Origin of the sequence: Streptomyces sp. NPDC058326 (assembly GCF_042879855.1) — a bacterium.
Taxonomy (GTDB): domain Bacteria; phylum Actinomycetota; class Actinomycetes; order Streptomycetales; family Streptomycetaceae; genus Streptomyces.
On record NZ_JBHVZO010000006.1, the window covers coordinates 167,344 to 187,245 of the forward strand.

The 19,902-nt window shown below is 73.8% G+C and carries 18 protein-coding genes and 1 riboswitch; of the genes, 11 read left to right on the forward strand and 7 right to left on the reverse strand.

Going from position 1 to position 19,902, the window contains the following annotated elements; all coding sequences use genetic code 11:
• Positions 1–162: 162 nt before the first annotated feature.
• Together ACFVYX_RS14655 and ACFVYX_RS14660 are read left to right on the forward strand one after the other, a co-directional pair.
• Positions 163–3,141 (forward strand): SNF2-related protein, encoded by a 2,979-nt coding sequence (locus ACFVYX_RS14655; protein ID WP_389681833.1) that lies wholly within the window; start codon positions 163–165, stop codon positions 3,139–3,141.
• Entirely contained in the window at positions 3,138–4,556 is a 1,419-nt protein-coding gene (locus ACFVYX_RS14660) for an SWF or SNF family helicase (protein ID WP_389681701.1), read from the forward strand. The genes ACFVYX_RS14655 and ACFVYX_RS14660 overlap by 4 nt, the downstream gene beginning before the upstream one ends.
• On the opposite strand, the gene ACFVYX_RS14665 is transcribed toward ACFVYX_RS14660, so the two are convergent.
• From ACFVYX_RS14665 to ACFVYX_RS14685, 5 genes are all read right to left on the reverse strand, one after another.
• On the reverse strand, positions 4,537–5,550 hold the full coding sequence (locus ACFVYX_RS14665) for a hypothetical protein (protein WP_389681702.1): 1,014 nt from the start codon (positions 5,548–5,550) through the stop codon (positions 4,537–4,539). The genes ACFVYX_RS14660 and ACFVYX_RS14665 overlap by 20 nt on opposite strands.
• Positions 5,551–5,684: 134 nt before the next feature.
• A complete protein-coding gene (locus ACFVYX_RS14670; protein ID WP_389681703.1) occupies positions 5,685–6,539 on the reverse strand; it encodes a bifunctional 5,10-methylenetetrahydrofolate dehydrogenase/5,10-methenyltetrahydrofolate cyclohydrolase in 855 nt (284 codons plus the stop codon).
• A gap of 28 nt (positions 6,540–6,567) precedes the next feature.
• Positions 6,568–6,676: riboswitch (ZMP/ZTP riboswitch) on the reverse strand.
• Between the two features lie 108 nt (positions 6,677–6,784).
• Positions 6,785–7,432: an alpha-ketoglutarate-dependent dioxygenase AlkB gene (locus tag ACFVYX_RS14675; protein ID WP_389681704.1), complete on the reverse strand. Its 648-nt coding sequence runs from the start codon at positions 7,430–7,432 to the stop codon at positions 6,785–6,787.
• 147 nt (positions 7,433–7,579) lie between these two features.
• Complete coding sequence (locus tag ACFVYX_RS14680; protein WP_389681705.1) at positions 7,580–8,476, reverse strand: SDR family oxidoreductase; 897 nt, start codon at positions 8,474–8,476, stop codon at positions 7,580–7,582.
• Positions 8,477–8,519: 43 nt separating this feature from the next.
• Positions 8,520–9,146, reverse strand: a complete 627-nt coding sequence (locus ACFVYX_RS14685; protein ID WP_389681706.1) for a flavodoxin family protein — start codon at positions 9,144–9,146, stop codon at positions 8,520–8,522.
• Positions 9,147–9,523: 377 nt separating this feature from the next.
• Between ACFVYX_RS14685 and ACFVYX_RS14690 the strand changes: the two genes are divergently transcribed.
• Both ACFVYX_RS14690 and ACFVYX_RS14695 read left to right on the forward strand, forming a co-directional pair.
• Positions 9,524–10,564: an iron-containing redox enzyme family protein gene (locus ACFVYX_RS14690; protein ID WP_389681707.1), complete on the forward strand. Its 1,041-nt coding sequence runs from the start codon at positions 9,524–9,526 to the stop codon at positions 10,562–10,564.
• A 2-nt stretch (positions 10,565–10,566) separates the two neighbouring features.
• Positions 10,567–11,052, forward strand: a complete 486-nt coding sequence (locus tag ACFVYX_RS14695; protein WP_389681708.1) for a flavin reductase family protein — start codon at positions 10,567–10,569, stop codon at positions 11,050–11,052.
• A 40-nt stretch (positions 11,053–11,092) separates the two neighbouring features.
• On the opposite strand, the gene ppk2 is transcribed toward ACFVYX_RS14695, so the two are convergent.
• Entirely contained in the window at positions 11,093–12,076 is a 984-nt protein-coding gene (gene ppk2 / locus ACFVYX_RS14700; RefSeq protein ID WP_389681709.1) for a polyphosphate kinase 2, read from the reverse strand.
• A gap of 332 nt (positions 12,077–12,408) precedes the next feature.
• Here ppk2 and ACFVYX_RS14705 point away from each other — a divergent pair, with 332 nt between their 5' ends.
• Complete coding sequence (locus ACFVYX_RS14705) at positions 12,409–12,672, forward strand: DUF6479 family protein (RefSeq protein WP_389681710.1); 264 nt, start codon at positions 12,409–12,411, stop codon at positions 12,670–12,672.
• A gap of 141 nt (positions 12,673–12,813) precedes the next feature.
• Here the strand turns inward: ACFVYX_RS14705 and ACFVYX_RS14710 are convergent, their stop codons facing one another.
• Complete coding sequence (locus ACFVYX_RS14710) at positions 12,814–14,007, reverse strand: MFS transporter (protein WP_389681711.1); 1,194 nt, start codon at positions 14,005–14,007, stop codon at positions 12,814–12,816.
• Positions 14,008–14,277: 270 nt separating this feature from the next.
• Between ACFVYX_RS14710 and ACFVYX_RS14715 the strand changes: the two genes are divergently transcribed.
• Genes ACFVYX_RS14715 through ACFVYX_RS14740 form a run of 6 tightly spaced genes read left to right on the forward strand, consistent with a single transcriptional unit; the run spans position 14,278 to position 19,830 of the window.
• Positions 14,278–16,017: an ATP-binding protein gene (locus ACFVYX_RS14715; RefSeq protein WP_389681712.1), complete on the forward strand. Its 1,740-nt coding sequence runs from the start codon at positions 14,278–14,280 to the stop codon at positions 16,015–16,017.
• Complete coding sequence (locus ACFVYX_RS14720) at positions 16,014–16,415, forward strand: roadblock/LC7 domain-containing protein (RefSeq protein ID WP_389681713.1); 402 nt, start codon at positions 16,014–16,016, stop codon at positions 16,413–16,415. Before ACFVYX_RS14715 ends, ACFVYX_RS14720 begins: the two co-directional genes overlap by 4 nt.
• Positions 16,412–16,765 (forward strand): DUF742 domain-containing protein, encoded by a 354-nt coding sequence (locus ACFVYX_RS14725; protein WP_389681714.1) that lies wholly within the window; start codon positions 16,412–16,414, stop codon positions 16,763–16,765. Before ACFVYX_RS14720 ends, ACFVYX_RS14725 begins: the two co-directional genes overlap by 4 nt.
• Positions 16,746–17,363: an ATP/GTP-binding protein gene (locus ACFVYX_RS14730; protein ID WP_389681715.1), complete on the forward strand. Its 618-nt coding sequence runs from the start codon at positions 16,746–16,748 to the stop codon at positions 17,361–17,363. The genes ACFVYX_RS14725 and ACFVYX_RS14730 overlap by 20 nt, the downstream gene beginning before the upstream one ends.
• The gene (locus ACFVYX_RS14735) at positions 17,360–18,589 is read left to right on the forward strand and encodes a cytochrome P450 (protein ID WP_389681716.1); all 1,230 of its coding nucleotides are present in this window, start codon (positions 17,360–17,362) and stop codon (positions 18,587–18,589) included. The genes ACFVYX_RS14730 and ACFVYX_RS14735 overlap by 4 nt, the downstream gene beginning before the upstream one ends.
• Positions 18,586–19,830, forward strand: coding sequence for a cytochrome P450 (locus tag ACFVYX_RS14740; RefSeq protein WP_389681717.1), 1,245 nt, complete (start codon positions 18,586–18,588; stop codon positions 19,828–19,830). Before ACFVYX_RS14735 ends, ACFVYX_RS14740 begins: the two co-directional genes overlap by 4 nt.
• The last annotated feature ends 72 nt before the right edge of the window (positions 19,831–19,902 follow it).

Sequence of the window (19,902 nt, forward strand, 5' to 3'; positions counted from 1 at the left end):
CGTCCCCGGCGGGGGGTGGCCGGGGGCGGGGGGTAGGGCGGTCCCCACCCCCTCCGCCGCTGTGGTGCGGATCACGTCCTCGCGGTGCGCGCCGGGGCCGTCCCGCGAGGTATCCTCGGCCGCTCAGTCGCCAGGTAGTCAAATTTGAGGAATGCGTTGTCGCTGTCGTACGGACCCGATGATTCCGCCCGCGAGACCGCCCAGGAACCCTCCCTCGCACTCACCCGCCACGCCGCCGTCTTCCTCCCCGCCGATCCGCCGCGCGCGGGACGGATCGCCTTCTGGTCCCCGGACGGCGACCCGCTGCCGGGGACGCCGATCGCCCCGGACACCACCGGCGCCGCTCAACTCGCCCCGGCCGAAGCCGAGATCACGGTGGTGGAGGGTGCGGGTCTCCGCCCCGTGAGCGTCCCGGCCCTCACCCTTCCCCTACGGGACGCCCTGCCCCTGCTCACCCGCGCCCGGTTCTCCGGCGCCGCGTCTCCCGCGTCCGCCTTCTGGGGCGCCGCCTCGCTCCTCTCCCTCGGCCTTGTCGCACGGGGCCTGCTGCTGCCCGGTCTCACCTCAGGCGACGTCGACGCGTGGCGAGCCGGGCCGCTCGGCCCCGAGGAACTGGCGGAGCTGCGGACGCTCGCCGCGTCGATGCCGCCCTCGGCCCACGCCGTGCCGCTCTCGCCGGACGAGCCGCCGCTGCTTCCGGAACCCGAGGCGCTGCTCCGCGCCTTCGCCGACGCCGTCGCGGACACCCTGCCCCGTACCCCTGCGGCTCCGCTCGTCGCCGGCGGGCCCGCCTTCACGGCCGGGGAACCGCAGAGGATTCCGGAACAGCGGCCGTGGGCGGCGGACGTGGCGGCGGTGCACGACGCGGGCATCCGGCTGTCGCTGCGGCTCGAACTCCCGGGCTTCGACGCCCGGTCGGAGGAGGCACCGGCGTTCCGCGCGGTGCTGCAGCTGCACGCCGTCGCCGACCCGACGCTCGTCGCGGACGCGGCGGAGGTGTGGGCGGGCTCCGGACGGACCGGTACGGCCTTCGGCCCCCGGGTCCGGATGGACGCCCTCCTCGCCCTGCGGCGTGCCGCCCGCGCCTGGCCACCGCTGGCCCCGCTCCTCACGGCGGCGGTACCCGACACCGTCGAACTCGCCGACGACGAGGTCGCGGAACTCCTCGGCGCGGCGGGCCGGTCCCTCGACGCGGCGGGCGTCCAGGTCCACTGGCCGCGCGAACTCGCCGACCGGCTGACCGTCGGCGCCGTGATCGGCCCGGTGGACACGGACGCGCAGGCGGCCTGGGGAGGCCCGGACGCGTCGGACGCGCCGCGGTCCGCCGGGGAACCGGAGGGGGAGCCCGAGGGGAATCGTTCCTCCGGGCTGCCCTCCTTCCTCTCCGCCGACGCCCTGCTCGGCTTCAACTGGCGCTTCGCCGTCGGCGATCAGGAGCTGACCAGGGCCGAGCTCGACCGGCTCGCCGAGGCCGGGCGGCCCCTCGTACGCCTCCGGGACCGCTGGGTGCTCGTCGACCCGGCCGAGGTGCGCCAGGCCCGTTCCCGGCAGGACCGCGAGCTCACACCGGTGGACGCCCTCTCGGCCGTCCTCACCGGCACCACGGAGTTCGGAGGACAGCTGGTCGAGGTGGCGGCGTCCGGCTGGCTGGAGCGCCTGCGAGAGCGGCTCGCCGATCCGGAGGGCGGGCGCCCGGAGGTGTCCCAGCCGCCGGCGCTCGCCGCGACCCTGCGCGACTACCAGCTGCGCGGGCTCGACTGGCTGCACCGGATGACCTCCCTGGGCCTCGGCGGCTGCCTCGCCGACGACATGGGGCTCGGCAAAACGATCACCGTCATCGCCCTGCATCTGCACCGTCAGTCCGACCCGGCGGCCGCCGGGCCCACCCTCGTCGTCTGCCCCACCTCGCTCATGGGCAACTGGGAGCGGGAGATCGGGAAGTTCGCGCCCGGCACGCCGGTGCGCCGCTTCCACGGCGCGACCCGTGACCTGGAGGACCTCGCCGACGGCGGTTTCGTCCTCACCACGTACGGCACGATGCGGCTCGACGCGGCGCGGCTCGCCACGCGGAACTGGGGACTCGTCGTCGCGGACGAGGCGCAGCACGTCAAGAACCCGTACTCGGCGACGGCCAGGCAGCTGCGGACCATCGGGGCCCGCGCGCGCGTGGCGCTGTCCGGCACGCCCGTGGAGAACAACCTCTCCGAGCTGTGGGCGATCCTCGACTGGACCACGCCGGGGCTGCTCGGCAGCCTGGGCGCGTTCAGGACCCGGTTCGCCGCCGCCGTGGAGGGGAGCAGGGACCCGGCCGCCGCCGCACGACTCGCCGCGCTCGTCCGCCCGTTCCTGCTGCGCCGCCGGAAGTCGGACCCCGGCATCGCACCCGAGCTGCCTCCGAAGACGGAGACCGACAGGGCCGTCTCCCTGACGCCGGAACAGGCCGGTCTCTACGAGGCCGTGGTGCGGGAGACGCTGGCCGCGATCGCCGAGGCCGACGGCATGGAGCGGCGCGGCCTGGTCGTGAAGCTGCTGACCGGGCTCAAGCAGATCTGCAACCACCCCGCCCAGTACCTCAAGGAGGCCCGGCCGAGGATCGAGGGCCGCTCGGGCAAGCTGGAGCTGCTCGACGAACTCCTCGACACGATCCTCGCCGAAGGCGCGTGCACCCTGGTCTTCACCCAGTACGTGGGGATGGCCCGGCTCCTGGAGACGCACCTCGCCGCGCGGGGCGTGCGGACGCAGTTCCTGCACGGCGGGACGCCGGTCGCGGCGCGCGAGGCGATGGTCGCCCGTTTCCAGAACGGTGAAGTGCCGGTCTTCCTCCTCTCCCTGAAGGCCGCGGGCACGGGACTCAACCTCACCCGCGCGGAACACGTCGTGCACTACGACCGGTGGTGGAACCCGGCCGTCGAGGCCCAGGCCACCGACCGCGCGTACCGGATCGGGCAGGACCGGCCGGTGCAGGTCCACCGGCTGATCGCCGAGGGGACCATCGAGGACCGGATCGCGACGATGCTCGACCGGAAACGAGAGCTGGCGGACACCGTCCTCGGCACGGGCGGGGACGCGCCACCGGAACTGACCGAGCTGACCGACGCCGAACTGGCGGAGCTCGTACGACTGCGAGGGGACGGACGATGAGCGGCTACGGACACGAGGGCGACGAGCGGACGTTCGCCGCGCTGCCGCCCGCGCCGGGCTCCGCCTTCACCCGTACCTGGTGGGGCCGGGCCTGGCTCAAGGCGCTTGAGGACACCGCGCTCGACGGCCGGCAGCTCAAGGCGGGGCGCCGGCACGCGCGCGCGGGGGCGGTGGGCGCCGTGTCGGTACGGCCCGGCCGCATCACCGCGGTGGTCAAGGACCATGACGGCACGCCCTATCGGAGCGACGTCCTGGTCCGGGAGTTCTCGGAGGAGGAGTGGGAACGGCTCCTCGGCCTCGCCGCCGACAGCGCGGGCCACATCGCCGCGCTCCTCGACCGGGAGATGCCGCCGCACCTGGTGGAGGACGCCGCGGCGGCCGGGCTCGACCTGCTGCCGGGGATCGGTGACCTCGATCCGGAGTGCGGCTGCGAGGCGTGGGACCACTGCCCGCACACGGCGGCGCTCTGCTACCAGGTGGCGCGGCTGATCGACGAGGACCCGTTCGTCCTCCTCCTCATGCGGGGGCGGGGGGAACGCACACTTCTCGACCAGTTGCAGACGCGCAGTGCTTCGCGTGCCGCGCGCGGCGGCACGGGAACGGACGACACGCCCGGGCCGGCCTCCGAGGAGGGTGCCGGCGGGATGCCCGGAGTGTCGGCCGAGGAGGCGTACGCGGCGGAGTTCCTCCTGCCGCCGCTGCCGGCCGCTCCGGCCGTCCCGGAGACGCCTGGCAGGTCGCCGTCCCTGGACACGGAGACGGAGCCCGGACCCGGGGTCGACCCGGCGGCACTGGAGTTCCTCGCCTCGGACGCCGCGGCCCGCGCGCACCGGATGCTCGTCGAGGCCCTCGGTCCTGACGCGACGGCATGGTCCGCCGTGTCGCCTGTGCCGGGCCTGACGGTCGGTCAGGACGCTGTGCGGCTCGCCGCGGACGGCTCGTCCGCGCCCTGGGTCGTCGCGCGCCTCGCCGCCGGTTCGGGCCGAACGCGGGCGGAGCTCGACCTGGCCACGCGCGCGTGGCGGTTCGGGGGCACCGCCGCCCTCGCCGTACTGCAGGAGGAGTGGACACCGGACGCGGAGGCGCTCGCGCGGGCCGGGGCCCGGCTCGCCGAGGCCTGGGAGGACGATGAGCGGCCGGTGCTGCGCCGGGCCGGCGGCGCCCGGTGGACGGTGGTGGGCGCGGAGGCGCAGCTGCGGCTCGGCGCGGACGGCCGCTGGTGGCCGTACCTCAGGTCCGGCGCCCGGTGGGCCCCCGCGGGCCCTGCCGACCGTGATCCGGCGACGGCCCTGACCACGGCCCTCGCCGCGGGCGCCGTGGAAGGCGCCGGTGCCACGGAAGGCGCCGGTGGTCCGGAAGGCGCCGACGGTACGTCTGCCGCAGGAGCCGCCGGTCCTACAGGAGCCGCTCGGTGAGCGTGCCTCCGGTGGCCGAGGGAGCGACGAGGCTGCAGGCGACGGTGTCCGAGCCGAGGAGATAGCTCGTCCGGTACGGGTACTGGACGAAGGTGGTCCAGCGCGTGCCGAGCGGTTGCAGCGCGGCCTTGCGGCGCAGCGGTTCGCGGCACAGCAGCGTGGCCGCCTCCCGGACCGCCGCGTCGGTGGCGAGGACGCCGGTGAGCCGGAGACGGGCGACGACTTCCGCGTTGTGCGGCGTGTCGCACGAGCGCCGGAGGGCGGTGCCCGGAGCGTCGCGGTCGATGTCGAAGCAGTCGCCGACGCGCAGCGCCTCGAAGGAGACGGGCCGGGGCGGCGCGCTGCCGTGCGTCGCGGTGGCGGTCGGCCGGGAGGTGGGGACGGTGCTCCCGGTACGGGAAGGTGTCGGGGACCCGCCGGGCGCGCCGCCGTCGGGGCGAGGTGACGGGAGCGCGGACGCCGTACGGGCCGGTGCGGTGTCCGTCGCCCCGTCGGCCGTCGGCGTGTCGTCCGTGCGGGTGCCGGCTGCCGCGCTGCCGTCCCCGTGCGGGTCGGCCGGTCCCTCGACGGTCGACGGGGTGGCGTCCCCGTTGTCTCCGACGGCGGGCGCCGCCGTTTCGGCCTGCTCGCCGCCCTGTCGACCGTCGGCGGAGAGGTCCTGCTCGGCCCCGCTCCCGACGGCGAGGAAGGCGCCCGCCACCAGGACGGCGACGAGCAGCGGGACGAGCGGCACGCCGAACCGGTGCGCGCGCCGCGCGGCCGGTCCCGGCCGGGGCGCACCGAGCCGGACGAGGCGGGGCGGCGACCACCCGGCCTCGGAACCGGCCGGCGGAGAAGCGGCGGGGCGGGGCAGCGCGGGGCTCACGGCGGACGCGCCTTCCTCATGGGGCGCGGCCGTCGCGTCCGCCGTGGCGGACGCGACGGGAGCGCCTGCCTCGGCGGGCGCGCCCGGCCGGTGGTCCGGCGGCGGGGAGGCGGTCGACGGCTGTGGCACGGGGTCCAGGTTCGCCCGTCGGCGGATCAGGGGCCACCCTTTTTCGGGGCTCGGGCGTGCCCCGTACAGAACCGTGACAATCGCCGACCGCGCTCCCGTCCCCCGTTGCCGACGCCCCGTCATGAGCCGCTGCCCTACAGACCGAGCTGGCGCTCGGCGCCCTCGACCGTCTGGGCCAGGAGCACGGCGATGGTCATGGGGCCCACGCCACCGGGGACCGGGGTGATGAGGGAGGCGCGCTCGGCGGCCGAAGCGAAGTCGACGTCGCCCACGTTCCCCGGGTTGTAGCCGGCGTCGACGACGACGGCACCCGGCTTGATGTCCGCACCCTTGATGAAGTTCGGCTTGCCGACGGCGGCGACGAGGACATCGGCCTCGCGGACGACGGAGGAGAGGTCCTCGGTGCGGGAGTGGCAGTAGGTGACGGTGGCGTCGCGGCCGAGGAGGAGCAGTCCGGCCGGCTTGCCGAGGATCGCGCTGCGGCCGACGACGACGGCACGCTTGCCGCGGAGCTCGACGTCGTACGCGTCGAGGAGGCGCATGATGCCGCCGGGCGTGCAGGAGACGAAGCCGGGCAGACCGAAGCCCATGGCCGCGAAGGAGGCCATGGTGACGCCGTCGACGTCCTTCTCCGGGGCGATGGCCTCGAAGGCGGCGCGCTCGTCGATGTGCGGGCCGACCGGGTGCTGGAGGAGGATGCCGTGGACCTCGGGGTCCTCGGAGAGCGCGGTGATCGCGGCGACGAGCTCCTCGGTCGTCGTGGCGGCGGGCAGCTCGACGTGCCGGGAGCGGATTCCGGCCTTCGCGCAGCGGTTCTGCTTCATCTTGACGTACGTCACGGAGGCCGGGTCGGCGCCGACGAGTACGGTCGCGAGACACGGGGTGACCCCGGTGCGGCGGGTGATCTCGGCGGCGCGGGCGGCGGTCTCCTCGACCGTCCGGCGGGCGAGGGCCGTGCCGTCCATGAGGGTGGCGGTGCTGGTGGACATGGCGACTCCTGGGCTGCGTCTCTGACAGATGGTTCGCCCAGGCGCACGGCATCGGTCCGGTCGCGCCGGTGGGGCGCGCTCCCGCCGGGCCGCTCCCCGGTGGTGATCCACCTCAAGCGCCAGTCACGGCCCGGGCCCACTGTACGGGAGGGGGGAGGGCCGGCTTCGGAGAGGGTGGCCCCCGGGGGTGCCCTGCCGATCGGGCCGGGCTCGCGGCCTGACCGGCACGAGACACGTTCTCGGGGTCAGCCGACACCCCGCGGGCGGAACTGGACGCTGATGCGGGGTCCCACCGCGCGGCTCGTCTTCGGGATCGCGTGGTCCCAGGTGCGCTGGCAGGAGCCGCCCATCACCACCAGGTCGCCGTGGCCCAGCGGCAGCCGCAGTCCCACGGGGCCTCCGCCGCGCGGGCGGAGCGCGAGGTCGCGCGGATCACCGAGGGAGAGGATGGCGACCATCGTGTTCCGCGTGGAGGAGCGGCCGGTCCGGTCGCCGTGCCAGGCGACGCTGTCGCGCCCGTCGCGGTAGAGGCAGAGGCCCGCGGTGACGAAGGGTTCGCCGAGCTCGGCCTCGAAGTGGGCGCTGAGCGCGGTGCGCGCCTCGTCGAGCGCGGGGTGCGGGAGCGGCATCTCCTCGCGGTAGTACGCGAGGAGGCGGGGCACGGCGACCACGTCGTCGTACATCCTGCGCTCCTCGGCACGCCACGGCACCCGCTCGACCAGCTCGTCGAACAGCGCGTCGGCGCCCTGGAACCAGCCGGGCAGATGGTCGATCCAGGCACCGCCCGCGAGGGGCGTGCGCCGGATGCCGCCCAGCGGCCCGGGCCGCGGCTCGTCGCCCTGGTCGAACAGGGAGCCCTGGAGGCCGGGGATGCCCGGTCGTGCTGCGGTCATGGTCCCAGCGTAACCCCAAAACCGAACAGGCGATCGAATTATCCGGCTGGGGCGAGGCCGGGCAGCACCCGGCTCCTCACCCGGCGCCGCCGTGGTCGATCTCCGTCGAGGCTGATCAAGCCTCGGCGAGACCGACGGCGCCGGCCCTCACGGCAGCGGCGTACCCCCGGTCGCGTTGACGATCTCGCCGGTGATGTAGCCGGCCTGCGGCGAGGCGAGGAAGACGTACGCGGGAGCCATCTCCGCCGGCTGGGCGGCCCGGCCCAGGGGCGACTGCGCGCCGAACTCCTTCGTGTCCGGCATCGTCGCCGGAATCAGCGGCGTCCACACCGGGCCGGGCGCGACCGCGTTCACGCGGATGCCGCGCTCGGCGAGCATCTGCGCCAGTCCGTAGGTGAAGGAGATGATCGCCGACTTCGTCATCGCGTAGTCGAGGAGAGGAGGGCTCGGCTGGTAGCCCTGCACGGAGGTGGTGTTGATGACGGAGCCGCCGCGCGGGATGTGGGGCAGGGCCCTGCGGGAGAGCCAGAACATGCCGTAGAGGTTGGTCTTCATCACCCGGTCGAACTGCTCCGTGGTGATGGCCTCGATCCCGTCCGGCTGCGCCATCTGGTAGGCGGCGTTGTTGACGAGAACGTCGATGCGTCCGTGTTCGCTCACCGCACGGTCGATCAGCGCGTCGCACTGGTCCTCGTCACGGATGTCGCAGGCGACGGTCAGGGCCGCGCGTCCCGCCTCGCGGACCAGACGCGCCGTCTCCCCGGCCTCGTCCGCCTCCTCGGGCAGGTGGGTGAGGACGATGTCCGCCCCCTCGCGCGCGAAGGCCAGACAGACGGCCCTGCCGATCCCGGAGTCCCCGCCGGTGACCACCGCCACCCGGTCGCGGAGCAGGTCGTGACCGCGATAGGAGTCCTCGCCGTGGTCCGGTCGGGGACGCATCTCCTCGGTCGAACCGGGATGCTCCTGGTCCTGGTCCGGGAACGGTGGGCGGGGGTGGCCGGTCACCGGGTCGGGGACGTCTGCCTGGGGGTCCTGTGGGGACATCGGGGGCCTCCGTGGTGCTGGACGGGTCGGGCGTCGCGCGCGTTCAGGACGAGGCCGGGTACGGCGCGGACTTGAGACGGCGGGCGAGATGGGCGGTGTTGGCGGCCAGGGTCGCGGTGGTGGTCGCGGTCTTCTCCGGGGTCTTCTCCAGGTCCTGGTAGTCCGTTCCCTGCATGGCCTCACCGACCCAGTAGGTGACGGCGTTCGGGGCGAGGGAGAAGCCGACGTCGTTGAGCCCCTGGAAGAGGTCGGCGCTCACCTTGTGCGCCCCGTCCTCGTTGCCCACGACGCAGACCGCGGCGACCTTGCCGTAGGTGAGCATCCGCCCCTCGTCGTCGGTCTCGGAGAGCTCGGCGTCCAGCCGCTCCAGCACCCGCTGGGCGATGCTCGACGGATGCCCGAGCCAGATCGGGGTCGACAGGACGAGGATGTCGCAGCCGAGGATGGTGTCCCGGATCTCGGGCCAGGCATCGCCTTCACCCATGTCGGTCTTCACGCCGGGGCGTACGTCGTGGTCGGCGATCCGGATGACCTTGCCGCTCACGCCGTGGTCACTCAGGGCGGCCATCGTCTGCTCGGCCAGCAGGTGCGAGCTGGAGGGGGCCGGGGACGGGGAGAGGGTGCAGACCAGGGCGACTGCGCGCAGTGGTGTGGTTTCGGTGGCGTCCATGGCCACCGACTACCCCCGAGTCGCGTCCGTATCTCACCTTTCTGGGTTCTCCGGCCCGGACGGCGACACCGGGTGGGCCAGGCGGCGGTCTTCGCCGTGCGTGGGGGGCGCGATGGCCGAATAGTGCCTTACAGACCGGGTAGGCGGTGCGTGCTCGTATCCGGGTGGGCGGCTGCGGGGGAGCGACCCGTGCGCGTACCCCCCGGGGGACGAGCTCGTGCTCGTACCCCCGGGGCGAGTTCGTGCTCGTCCCCCCGGGGGGCGAGTTCGCGCTCGTTCCTCCCGGGGGCGAGTCCGCGCTCGTACACCGGGTACGCGGGGTCTCGCCCGTCCCGGCGGACGGGCACCCGCCACCGCGCCGATGACAGGAGCCTCCGATGACCCCGACCAGCACGAGCACCCCGGATACGACCGTCGGCCCCCGCCTGGTCGCGGGGCGCGGTGACCTCTCGGGTGCCGTGGAGAGGGCCCTGCGGACCGGCCGGCCGCCCGCCTACACCGAGGGAAGCCTCCGGAGGGCGGACCCGTGGGGGGAGGACCTGCAGCTCGCGCTCTACCTGCTGTACGAGCTCCACTACCGCGGTTTCGAAGGCGTCGACGACGCCCGCGAATGGGACCCGGAACTGCTGCGGCTGCGGCGGGAACTGGAGGACCGGTTCCTCCAGGCGCTGCGCACCGCCCTCGCCGACGGGCCCCGGTCCGTCGAGGAGGCCTTCGCGCCGCTGCTCGTCGAGCCCGTCGACCCGGCCGGCGGCGGCGTCAGCCACCACCTGGAGAGCGAGGGCGAGCTCTGGCAGCTGCGCGAGTACGCGGCCCTGCGCTCCCTCTACCACCTCAAGGAGGCGGACCCGCACGCGTGGGCCATCCCGCGGCTGACCGGCCGGGCCAAGGCGGCGATGGTGGCCGTCGAGTACGACGAGTTCGGGGCCGGTCACGCCGACCGCATCCACGCGCGGCTCTTCGCGGACCTCATGACCGACCTGGGCCTCGACACGGCCTACGGCCACTACCTGGACCACGTCGGCGCCCCCGTGCTCGCGACGGTGAACCTGATGTCCCTGTTCGGACTGCACCGGGCCCTGCGCGGAGCCCTCGTCGGCCACTTCGCCTGTGTCGAGGTCACCTCCTCGCCCGGCTCCCGCAGGCTCGCCAAGGCCATGCGGCGCTGTGGCGCGGGGGAGGCGGCCGAGCGGTTCTACACCGAGCACGTCGAGGCCGACGCCGTCCACGAGCAGATCGTCCGGCGCGAGGTGATCGGCGGACTGCTCGCCGACGAACCCGGCCTCGAACCGGACATCGCCTTCGGATGCGCGGCGACCGTACTGCTGGAGAACAAGCTCGACGCCCACATCCGTGACGCCTGGGCGGCGGGCCGTTCCGCGCTGCGGAACCCCCTGTCCCCTCCGGACGGGGTCTGACCGTGGCCGGCCTCGACGCCTTCGCCGACGTGCTCGACTACCCGATGTACGTCGTGACGGCGGCGGCCGGCGCCGAGCGGGCGGGCTGCCTGGTGGGCTTCGCCTCGCAGTGCTCGATCGATCCGCCCCGCTTCATGGTGTGGCTCTCCACGGCCAACCGCACGTACCGCGTCGCGCGCCACGCCTCCCACCTCGCCGTACACGCGCTGCGGAGCGATCAGCGGGCGACGGCCGAGTTGTTCGGCGGGCGGACCGGCGACGACCTCGACAAGTTCGACCGGGTGGCGTGGTCACCGGGGCAGGGAGGAGCCCCCGTCCTGGACGACTGCTGCGCCTGGCTCGTGGGCCGGGTGCGGGAGGTCGTCGACGGCGGGGACCACAGGGGCTTCCTGCTCTCTCCCGTGGCGGAGAACCCGCCCGGCCCCGTCCGGCCGCCGCTCCTGCGGTTCAGTGACGTCGCGGACCTCTCGCCCGGCCACCCGGCCTGAGATGCCCGGCCAGAGTTCCATGGGGGCCGGGGCGAGCGGGTCAGCGGCCCGGGTGCTCCCCCGGGCCTTCCCTGAAGGGGGCCAGCGGGGTGGGCGAGAGGTCGGTCGTCTCCTCCCCCGGTTCGAGCAGCGTGTCCGCCGCGCCGACGATGAGCGGATCGGGCGTACCGACCGCGTCCGCGTCCTTGCTCGCGTAGTCGATGCGGGCCAGGAGGCTGCGCATCGCCTCGAGCCGTCCTCGCCGCTTGTCGTTGCTCTTGACCACGGTCCAGGGCGCGTGGGCGGTGTCCGTCTCCCGGAACATGGCGATCTTCGCCTCGGTGTAGTCGTCCCAGCGGTCGAGCGAGGCGAGGTCGGTGGGAGAGAGCTTCCACTGCCGCACGGGGTCGACCTGGCGGATGGCGAAGCGGGTCCGCTGCTCGGAGCGGGAGACCGAGAACCAGAACTTCACGAGGTGGATGCCGTCCTCGACCAGCATCCGCTCGAACAGGGGGCACTGGTGGAGGAAGAGCTGGTACTCCTCGTCGGTGCAGAAGCCCATCACGCGCTCGACGCCCGCGCGGTTGTACCAGGAGCGGTCGAAGAACACGATCTCGCCGGGGGCCGGCAGCGGCGCCACATAGCGCTGGAAGAACCACTGTCCGGCCTCGCGCTCGGTCGGCTTGTCGAGCGCGACGATCCGGGCGCCGCGCGGATTGAGGCGCTCGGTGAACCGCTGGATGGTGCCGCCCTTGCCGGCCGCGTCCCGGCCCTCGCAGAGCACCACGATCCTGGCGCCGGTGTCCTTCGCCCAGCGCTGCAGCTTGAGCAGCTCGATCTGCAGGATCCGCTTCTGCCGCTCGTACTCGCGGCGGCGGACCTTGCTGGGGTACGGATAGTTCTCCCGCCAGGTACGGATGGAGTCACCGGCGGCGCTGAGCAGGACGGGCTGCTCGGGCCGGCTGTTGTCCACGCTGAGCCCTTCGAGCAGGTCCTGCTCGTGGACCGGGCCCCGGTCCTCGTCCTCGCGTCCGGCACCGTTCACGTCGAACCCTCCGTCGCCCCGCTGCCCTCGCTCGTTCGCACGAACCCCTGGTACCCACTGATCCCGGCCGTATCCACTGGTTCCGGTTGTATCCAGTGATCCCGGTCGTATCCCTGTTCCCGGTCGTATCCCCTGGTCCCGGCCTCATCGCGGTCCCCGCGGTGGCGTTCTCCGTGGAGGTGGCTCCGGTCCGGAGGCCACGCCGGTCGGGCTCCGCGGACCCCTCCCCCGACGGCGACCCGCGTTTGATCCGGTCGGGACCGGACAGACGCCGATGGCGCCACAGCGCCCCGCGGCCGAGCGGTGCGTTCCGCTCCATGAGAAAGGCGATCATGATCACATCCACCTTGGCAGCCACGCACGCGCTCACACCCGGGCCCGCTCTCGCGTCGGCCGGATCCAACGCCGTGCTCTTCGCCGTGGCCATCGGCGTGGTGGTCGTCGTCCTGCTGCTCTCCGCGTTCTGGTGGGGCAGCCGCCGGGTCGCACGGCGGCGCCGCCCGGTCGGCGACCCCACCCAGGGGAACGCCGCGGCGGACCGTGACTCGTGGACCATTCCCGACGACGACCGGGACCTCGGCGACTCGCACCGCTGACGTGGCCGTACGGAACCGCCGCGCCCGTCCCGGCCCCTGCTCGGCACGGGGCAGGCGGTCTTGACCGCCCACGCCGAAAGCGTCCGGGAGGCCCCGGCACCCCGCCCCGACGGCTTCCCGCCGCCATGACCGCTCGGCCCCTCAGTGTGCCTTCACGCTGCCCGGGCGCCGGAGCAGGTAGACGGCGGCGGAGGCCACCAGGGCGAGCATGCAGGCGATGAACACCAGGCCCGCCCCTTCCAGGCCGAGCGGTTCGGCCAGCAGGCCGACGCCGATCACCGGGATCGAGATGCCGGTGTACGCGACCACGAACAGGGTCGAGATGACCGCCGCGCGCCGGTCCTCGGGCGCGGCGGCCGCGACGGAGGACAGGGCCGCGCGAAAGGCGAGTCCCTGTCCGGTGCCCCCGACGACGGCGGCGAGGAAGATGAACACCAGGAGGTCCGTGAAGAGCGCCGCCGCGAGGAGCGCGAGGCCGGCGAAGAGCACGGCGCAGCCCAGGGAGAGGGAGCGTGCCACCCCGAAGCGGTCGACGGCCAGTTGTCCGGCGGTGGAGGCGAAGAAGGCCAGTGCGACGACGAGCCCGCTCACGGCGTGGTTGTCCACGTGCAGGTAGCGGGCGAGGAACGCGGGGCTGACCGAGGTGAACACGCCGAACAGCGCGAACCCCACGAAGCAGGCGATCGCCGCGGGCACGAACGCCGCCCTCACCTGGGCCGGCAGGGCGGGCCACCTCGGTCGTACGGCGGCCAGGGGCCGCCGCCCGGTCACGGTCTCGGGGAGCCGCAGCAGGACGGCGGCCGAGACGGCCACCAGGGCGAGGTGCACGGCGAACGGGAGCAGCAGGGGCCGGGGGGCGTACTCCGCGAGCAGTCCGGCGAGCAGGGGTCCGCACCCCAGGCCGCCCATGTTCGCGGCGGTGGCCACGAAGGTCGCCCGTGACCGGTCGCCCGGCGGGGCGAGCTCCATCACGTAGGCGGTGGCGGCGCCGGTGAAGAGGCCGGCCGAGAGGCCCGACAGCAGGCGGCCCGCGTACAGCCAGGCCAGGTTGTCGGCGGTGAGGAAGCATACGGCGCTCGCGGCCGCGAAGCCGAGGCCCCAGAACAGTGCCGGTCGGCGGCCGACGGTGTCGGAGGCGTTGCCCGCCAGGAGCAGGACGCCGATGACCCCGAAGGCGTACACGGCGTAGACGACGGTGACCGTCAGCTCGGAGAACCCGAACTTCTCCTGGTAGAGGGGGTAGAGCGGGGTCGGCAGTGTGGTGCCGGCCATGCACACGACGAACACCGCTCCGGCGAGGAGACACCGGAGCCGGCCCTGACGTTCATCTTCCATGGCGCGACCGTAAGCCCGGCGGCCGTCGATCGGCGGCACGAACTGCGGCGCGCGTGACGACGTCACCCGACCTGCCGGGCCGAAGCGTCGGCAAACTGAGCACTGGTCAGAGAACGCATGAATTGCGACTTTCCTGTGCGCAAGACTGGAAGATTCCTTCACCTTGTGCATATCAATCGACCCAAGAGCGTTCCGAACTGATCAAGAACGCCTCTATAGTTCCGTCGTTGCGACCTCCTTCCCCCGTGCCTGCTCCCGAGAGTCTGGTTGATGTCGGCGTCACCCACCCCCTTCCGTCCTGCCCTGACCGCCGCGTTGCTGACAGCCGCCGCGGGCGGTGCGCTCGCGGCGGCGGCGACGACCGCGGCACCGGCCGGGGTACGCCCCGCGCTCGGCTGGTTCGCCGTCTGCGGCGTCCTGCTGCTGTCCGCCGCGGCCTGCTCCGTCACCTGGTACGCGCGCACCGCGCGGGCACTCGGCCGGCGGGCCGACGTCCTCGCCGCCGAACTCGCCTCCCGCGAGGCCTACGTCGCCCGGTACAAGGCCACCGCCGAGCGCGAGGCGGCCGCGCTGAAGAAGCGGTACGAGGAGGAGGCCGCCGCCTCGGCCGCCGACCACGCGGCCCGGACCGAGGAGCTCACCAGGGCCCACGCCGCCGAGACGGCCCGGCTCGCCGAGGCACGGGCCGCCGACGCCGCACGCCTCGACGGCCGGCTGCGCCGGGCGGAGTCCGGCCGGTCCGCGGCCATGGCCGCCGCGGCCAACGCGGCCGGACGCATGCAGGCACTGGCCACGAGCATGATGGCCGACCTGCGGGAGATGGAGCACCGGCACGCCGACGAGGACGTCCTCTCCGACCTGCTCCACCTCGACCACCGCACCGCCCAGGCGGGACGGCTCGCCGACTCGATCGCGGTGCTGACCGGCGCCCGTTCCGGTCGTCGCTGGGCGCGCCCCATCGTCATGGAATCGATCCTGCGCGGCGCCATGGGCCGGATCGGCGGCTATCAGCGGGTGCGGCTGCACTCCGGCAGCGACGCGGCGGTCGCGGGCCACGCCGCCGAAGGCGTCATGCACGCGCTGGCCGAACTCCTGGACAACGCCGCGAACTTCTCCCCGCCGAGCGCGGAGGTCCACGTGTACGTGGAGGAAGTCCCCGCCGGCATCGTCATCACCGTCGAGGACAGCGGACTGGCCATGAGCGACGTCCAGCTGAGGCGCGCCGAGGCCGCCGTCGGCGCGTCGGCCCACGACCTGGCGGGGCTCTCCGGCACCCGCCTCGGCCTGCACGTGGTCGGCCGCCTCGCGCGCAAGCACGGTCTGACCGTCTCCTTCCGCCCGTCCGCGCGCGGGGGCACCGGGGCTCTCCTGATGGTGCCTCACGAGCTGGTCAGCCACGCCACGACGGAGCCGGCCGGCACCTCCGGCGAACCGCCGCTCCCGGTCTCCGGCCGTGGCGTGACCTCCCCCGCCTCCGGCCGGACGTCCGCCCTCGCCCCGGCCGCCGCCCCGGCTCGGCCGGCCGAGCCGGAGGCCGTGCACGGGACCGTGGCCGACGGCGGCGCACCCGAGCCCGCGGCGGACACGATCATCCTGCCGCGCCGTCGGCGCGGCGAGACCCTGGCCTCCCAGCTCACGAACGAGGAGGCATCCGCGAAGGCCCGCGAGGAGGCTCCCCGTACCGGTGCGGCCGCGCCCCCGCCGCGCTTCGGCAGTTTCCACCGGGCCGTACGCGCGGCCGGCACCCCGCCGGAGGACGCACCCGGGACGACCGGTCCCGGCGCCGGAGGATCCGCGGCCGACCTCGCCGATTCCCCCGCGAGCCGAGCGGCCCACCCCGCCGGTGCTCCCGTGAGCCCGGCGGCCCGCCCCGCCGACTCCCCGAAGGACCGGACGGCCGACGTCCGCCCGGCCGACAACCCCGTACCGTCCGACCCGCAGGACCCGACGGCCGCACCGCACCCGTCGCCGTCCTCGAACCCCCCGTATTCGGAAGGCAATCCGCGATGACCGGCACCACCACCGACGAGAAGCTCAGCTGGCTCCTGGAGGGCCTCCTGGAACGCACCCCGGCCACCCGGCACGCGCTGGTGCTCTCCCGTGACGGCCTCAAGCTCTGCCGTACCGCCGGGCTCTCCGTGGACCAGGCCGACCAGCTCGCCGCCATCGCCGCGGGCATCCAGAGCCTGTCGCACGGCGCCTCCATGGAGTTCGGCGACGGCACCGGCGGGGTCCGCTCCGCGATGGCGGAGTTCTACGGCGGCATCCTGTTCATCGTGGAGGCCGGGGACGGTGCGCACCTCGCCCTGGTCGCCGACGAGGAGGCCGACGCCGGGCTCGTCGGTCACAACATGTCGGAACTGGTCGAGCAGCTGGGCGAGCACCTCGTCGCCAGGCCCCGGGGATGAGCCGGATCAGGCCGGGCCGGGACGACTCCCCGGACCGCCTCTACACCGTCACCGGTGGTCGCAGCCGTGCCGGATCCGACGCCTTCGACGTGGTGACGCTCGTGGTCGCCGAGAGCGATCCCGTCCCCGGCATGCAGTCCGAGCACGTGGCGATCCTGCGCATGTGCCGCTTCCCCCTGGCGGTCGTGGAGGTGGCGTCCGGGCTCGGCCTGCCCGTGTCCATCACCCGGATCCTCCTGGCCGACCTGCACGCCACCGGCCGGATCAGCGCCCGCCATCCCCGCCCCACGTACCGCCTTCCCGATCACGACATCCTGGAGCAGGTGCTCGTTGGACTCCGTAGCCTCTGAACAGCGCCAGACCCTGCGCAGCACCGCCGACAACGGACTGAAGATCGTCGTCGTCGGCGGATTCGGAGTCGGCAAGACCACCCTGGTCCGCTCGGTCAGCGAGATCCGTCCGCTGAACACCGAGGAGACGATGACGCAGGCCGGGGAGCACATCGACGACACGGCCGGTGTCGCCGCGAAGACGGCCACCACCGTCGCCTTCGACTTCGGCCGGATCTCGCTCGACGCGCACAACGTGCTCTACCTGTTCGGCGCCCCCGGCCAGGAGCGGTTCTGGTTCCTGTGGGACCGGCTCTTCTCCGGGACGCTCGGTGCCGTCGTGCTCGTCGACACCCGGCGGCTCTCCGACTCCTGGTACGCCGTCGACCGGCTCGAACACCACGGCACCCCGTTCGTCGTCGCCTGCAACGACTTCGGCGGCCCCGCCCACACCCCCGCCCAGATCCGCGAGGCCCTCGACCTCGCCGACGAGGTCCCCCTGGTCTTCTGCGACGCCCGGTCGCGGGAGTCCAGCAAGCAGGTCCTCATCTCGCTCGTCGAGCACCTGCAGACCCTCGTCGCCCCGGACCCGCAGCCGATACCGGAGCCCACCCCGTGACCCACCCCGAGCCCCAGCCCGTCCCGCTGAGCGGCCCCCGGTTCCAGACCGACCCCGTGGAGCTGTACCGGCGGATACGGCGCGAGCACGGCGCCGTCGCCCCGGTCGTGCTCGACGGCGACGTGCCCGCCTGGCTCGTCCTCGGCTACCGCGAACTGCACCAGGTCACCAGCGACCCGGTCCTCTTCTCGCGCGACTCCGAGCTGTGGAACCAGTGGGACGCGATCCCCGCGGACTGGCCGCTGCTGCCCATGATCGGGCGCAAGCAGCCGTCCATCCTGTACACCGTCGGCGAGCGGCACCGCGAGCGGGCCGGCGTCATCTCCGACGCCCTGGAGGCCGTCGACCCGTTCGTCCTGAAGGAACGGGCCGAGCGCTTCGCCGACGAACTCATCGACGCCCTCTGCGGCAAGGGCGCCTGCGACATCATCGCCGAGTACGCGATGCTGCTGCCGGTACGGGTCCTCGCCAGCGTCTACGGCTTCGCCGACGAGCAGGGGCCCGGCCTGGTGACCGCTCTCAACGACATGATCAACGGTCAGGAGGGCGCGCTCGAAGGCCAGCGCCACCTGGCCGAGTCCATGTTCGCGCTGCTCGCTGCCAAGGCGGGGACGCCCGGCGACGACGTCGCCTCGCGGATGGTCGCCAACACCGCCGGCTTCACCCTCGAAGAGGTCGCCCAGGACCTCATGGTGATGATGGCGGCCGGTCATCAGCCCACCGCCGACTGGATCGGCAACTCGCTCCGCCTGATGCTCACGGACGACCGGTTCGCGGCCTCCCTCTCCGGCGGCCGGCACAGCGTCGGCGAGGCGATGAACGAGGTCCTGTGGGAGGACACCCCCACCCAGAACGTCGCCGGACGATGGGCCTCGCGCGACACCCGTCTCGGCGGCCGCCGGATCGACCGGGGCGACCTGCTCCTCCTCGGCCTGGCCGCCGCCAACGCCGATCCGCACGTACGGGCCGACTCCGGTGCCTTCACCGGAGGCAACAACGCCCACCTCTCCTTCGGACACGGCGAGCACCGCTGTCCCTTCCCCGCGCAGGAAGTCGCCGAGACCATCGCACGGACGGGCATCGAGGTGCTGCTCGACCGGCTGCCGGACGTGGACCTCGCGGTGGCCGAGGACGCCCTCACCCGCCGCCCCTCCCCCTGGCTGCGAGGCCTCACCGCGCTCCCCGTCACCTACACCCCGACCCCCGCCCTTGGAGCCCTCACGTGAGCTGCCCGTACGACCACACCGCCGCGTCCGGCACCGATGTGATCACCCTCGACCCCTTCGTCGCCGACCTCGACGGGGAGAGCGCGCGGCTGCGCGCGGCCGGCCCGCTGGCCCGCGTCGTCCTGCCCGGCGGGGTGCCCTGCTGGGCCGTCACCCGGCACGCCGAGGCACGGAAGCTGCTCACCGACTCCCGTCTCGTCAAGGACATCGACGTGTGGGGGGCGTGGCAGCGCGGCGAGATACCCCTCGACTGGCCGCTGATCGGCCTCGCCAACCCCGGGAAGTCGATGCTGACCGTGGACGGCGACGAGCACCGGCGGCTGCGCACCCTGGTCGCGCAGGCGCTCACGGCGCGCCGGGTGGAGCGCCTGCGCGCGGGCATCGAGGCCCTGACCGAAGGCATGCTGGACCGGCTCGCGGAGCGCCCGGCCGGCGAGGTCGTGGACCTGAAGGCGGAGTTCGCGTACCCCCTGCCGATGAACGTGGTCGGCGAGCTGATGGGTGTCGACGCGGCCGACCACCCGCGGATGAAGACGCTGTTCGACAAGTTCTTCTCGACGCAGACGCCGCCCGAGGAGGTGCCGGGCATGATGGCGGACCTCGGCGCGCTCTTCGCCGGCATCGTGGCGGGCAAGCAGGAGAACCCGGGGGACGACCTCACCAGCGCGCTGATCGAGGCGTCGGAGGACGGCGACCGGCTCAGCACAGAGGAGATCACCAACACCCTCCAGCTGATGGTGGCGGCCGGGCACGAGACGACCATCAGCCTGATCGTGAACGCCGTCGTGGCCCTGGAGACGCACCCCGAGCAGCGCGCGCTCGTGCTCAAGGGCGAGGTGCCGTGGGAGAACGTCATCGAGGAGACCCTCCGCTGGTCGACGCCCACCTCGCACGTCCTGATCCGTTTCGCGGCCGAGGACATCGAGGTCGGTGACCGGGTGCTGCCGAAGGGCGAGGCCCTGATCGTGTCGTTCGGCGCGATCGGCCGGGACGAGGTGCAGTACGGCCCGACGGCGGGCGACTTCGACGTGACCCGCACGCCGAACCGTCACATCTCCTTCGGGCACGGCCCGCACGTCTGCCCGGGCGCGGCCCTCTCCCGCCTGGAGGCCTCGGTGGCCCTCCCCGCCCTGTACGCGCGCTTCCCCGAGCTCCGGCTCGCCGTACCGCGCGAGGAACTCCGCAACAAGCCGGTCGTCACGCAGAACGACCTGTTCGACCTCCCGGTCCTCCTGGCCTGACCACCTGACGCCCCGGCCTCCCCCGACGGGAGGTCCGGGGCGTATCCCCGGACTGCCGGAATACGGGCGGTC

Excerpts from the sequence above, each read along its gene's own strand:
- ACFVYX_RS14660 (WP_389681701.1), top strand. The coding sequence starts at position 3,138 with ATGAGCGGCTACGGACACGAGGGCGACGAGCGGACGTTCGCCGCGCTG.
- ACFVYX_RS14670 (WP_389681703.1), bottom strand. The coding sequence starts at position 6,539 with ATGTCCACCAGCACCGCCACCCTCATGGACGGCACGGCCCTCGCCCGC.
- ACFVYX_RS14675 (WP_389681704.1), bottom strand. The coding sequence starts at position 7,432 with ATGACCGCAGCACGACCGGGCATCCCCGGCCTCCAGGGCTCCCTGTTC.
- ACFVYX_RS14680 (WP_389681705.1), bottom strand. The coding sequence starts at position 8,476 with ATGTCCCCACAGGACCCCCAGGCAGACGTCCCCGACCCGGTGACCGGC.
- ACFVYX_RS14685 (WP_389681706.1), bottom strand. The coding sequence starts at position 9,146 with ATGGACGCCACCGAAACCACACCACTGCGCGCAGTCGCCCTGGTCTGC.
- ACFVYX_RS14690 (WP_389681707.1), top strand. The coding sequence starts at position 9,524 with ATGACCCCGACCAGCACGAGCACCCCGGATACGACCGTCGGCCCCCGC.
- ACFVYX_RS14705 (WP_389681710.1), top strand. The coding sequence starts at position 12,409 with ATGATCACATCCACCTTGGCAGCCACGCACGCGCTCACACCCGGGCCC.
- ACFVYX_RS14710 (WP_389681711.1), bottom strand. The coding sequence starts at position 14,007 with ATGGAAGATGAACGTCAGGGCCGGCTCCGGTGTCTCCTCGCCGGAGCG.
- ACFVYX_RS14715 (WP_389681712.1), top strand. The coding sequence starts at position 14,278 with ATGTCGGCGTCACCCACCCCCTTCCGTCCTGCCCTGACCGCCGCGTTG.
- ACFVYX_RS14720 (WP_389681713.1), top strand. The coding sequence starts at position 16,014 with ATGACCGGCACCACCACCGACGAGAAGCTCAGCTGGCTCCTGGAGGGC.
- ACFVYX_RS14725 (WP_389681714.1), top strand. The coding sequence starts at position 16,412 with ATGAGCCGGATCAGGCCGGGCCGGGACGACTCCCCGGACCGCCTCTAC.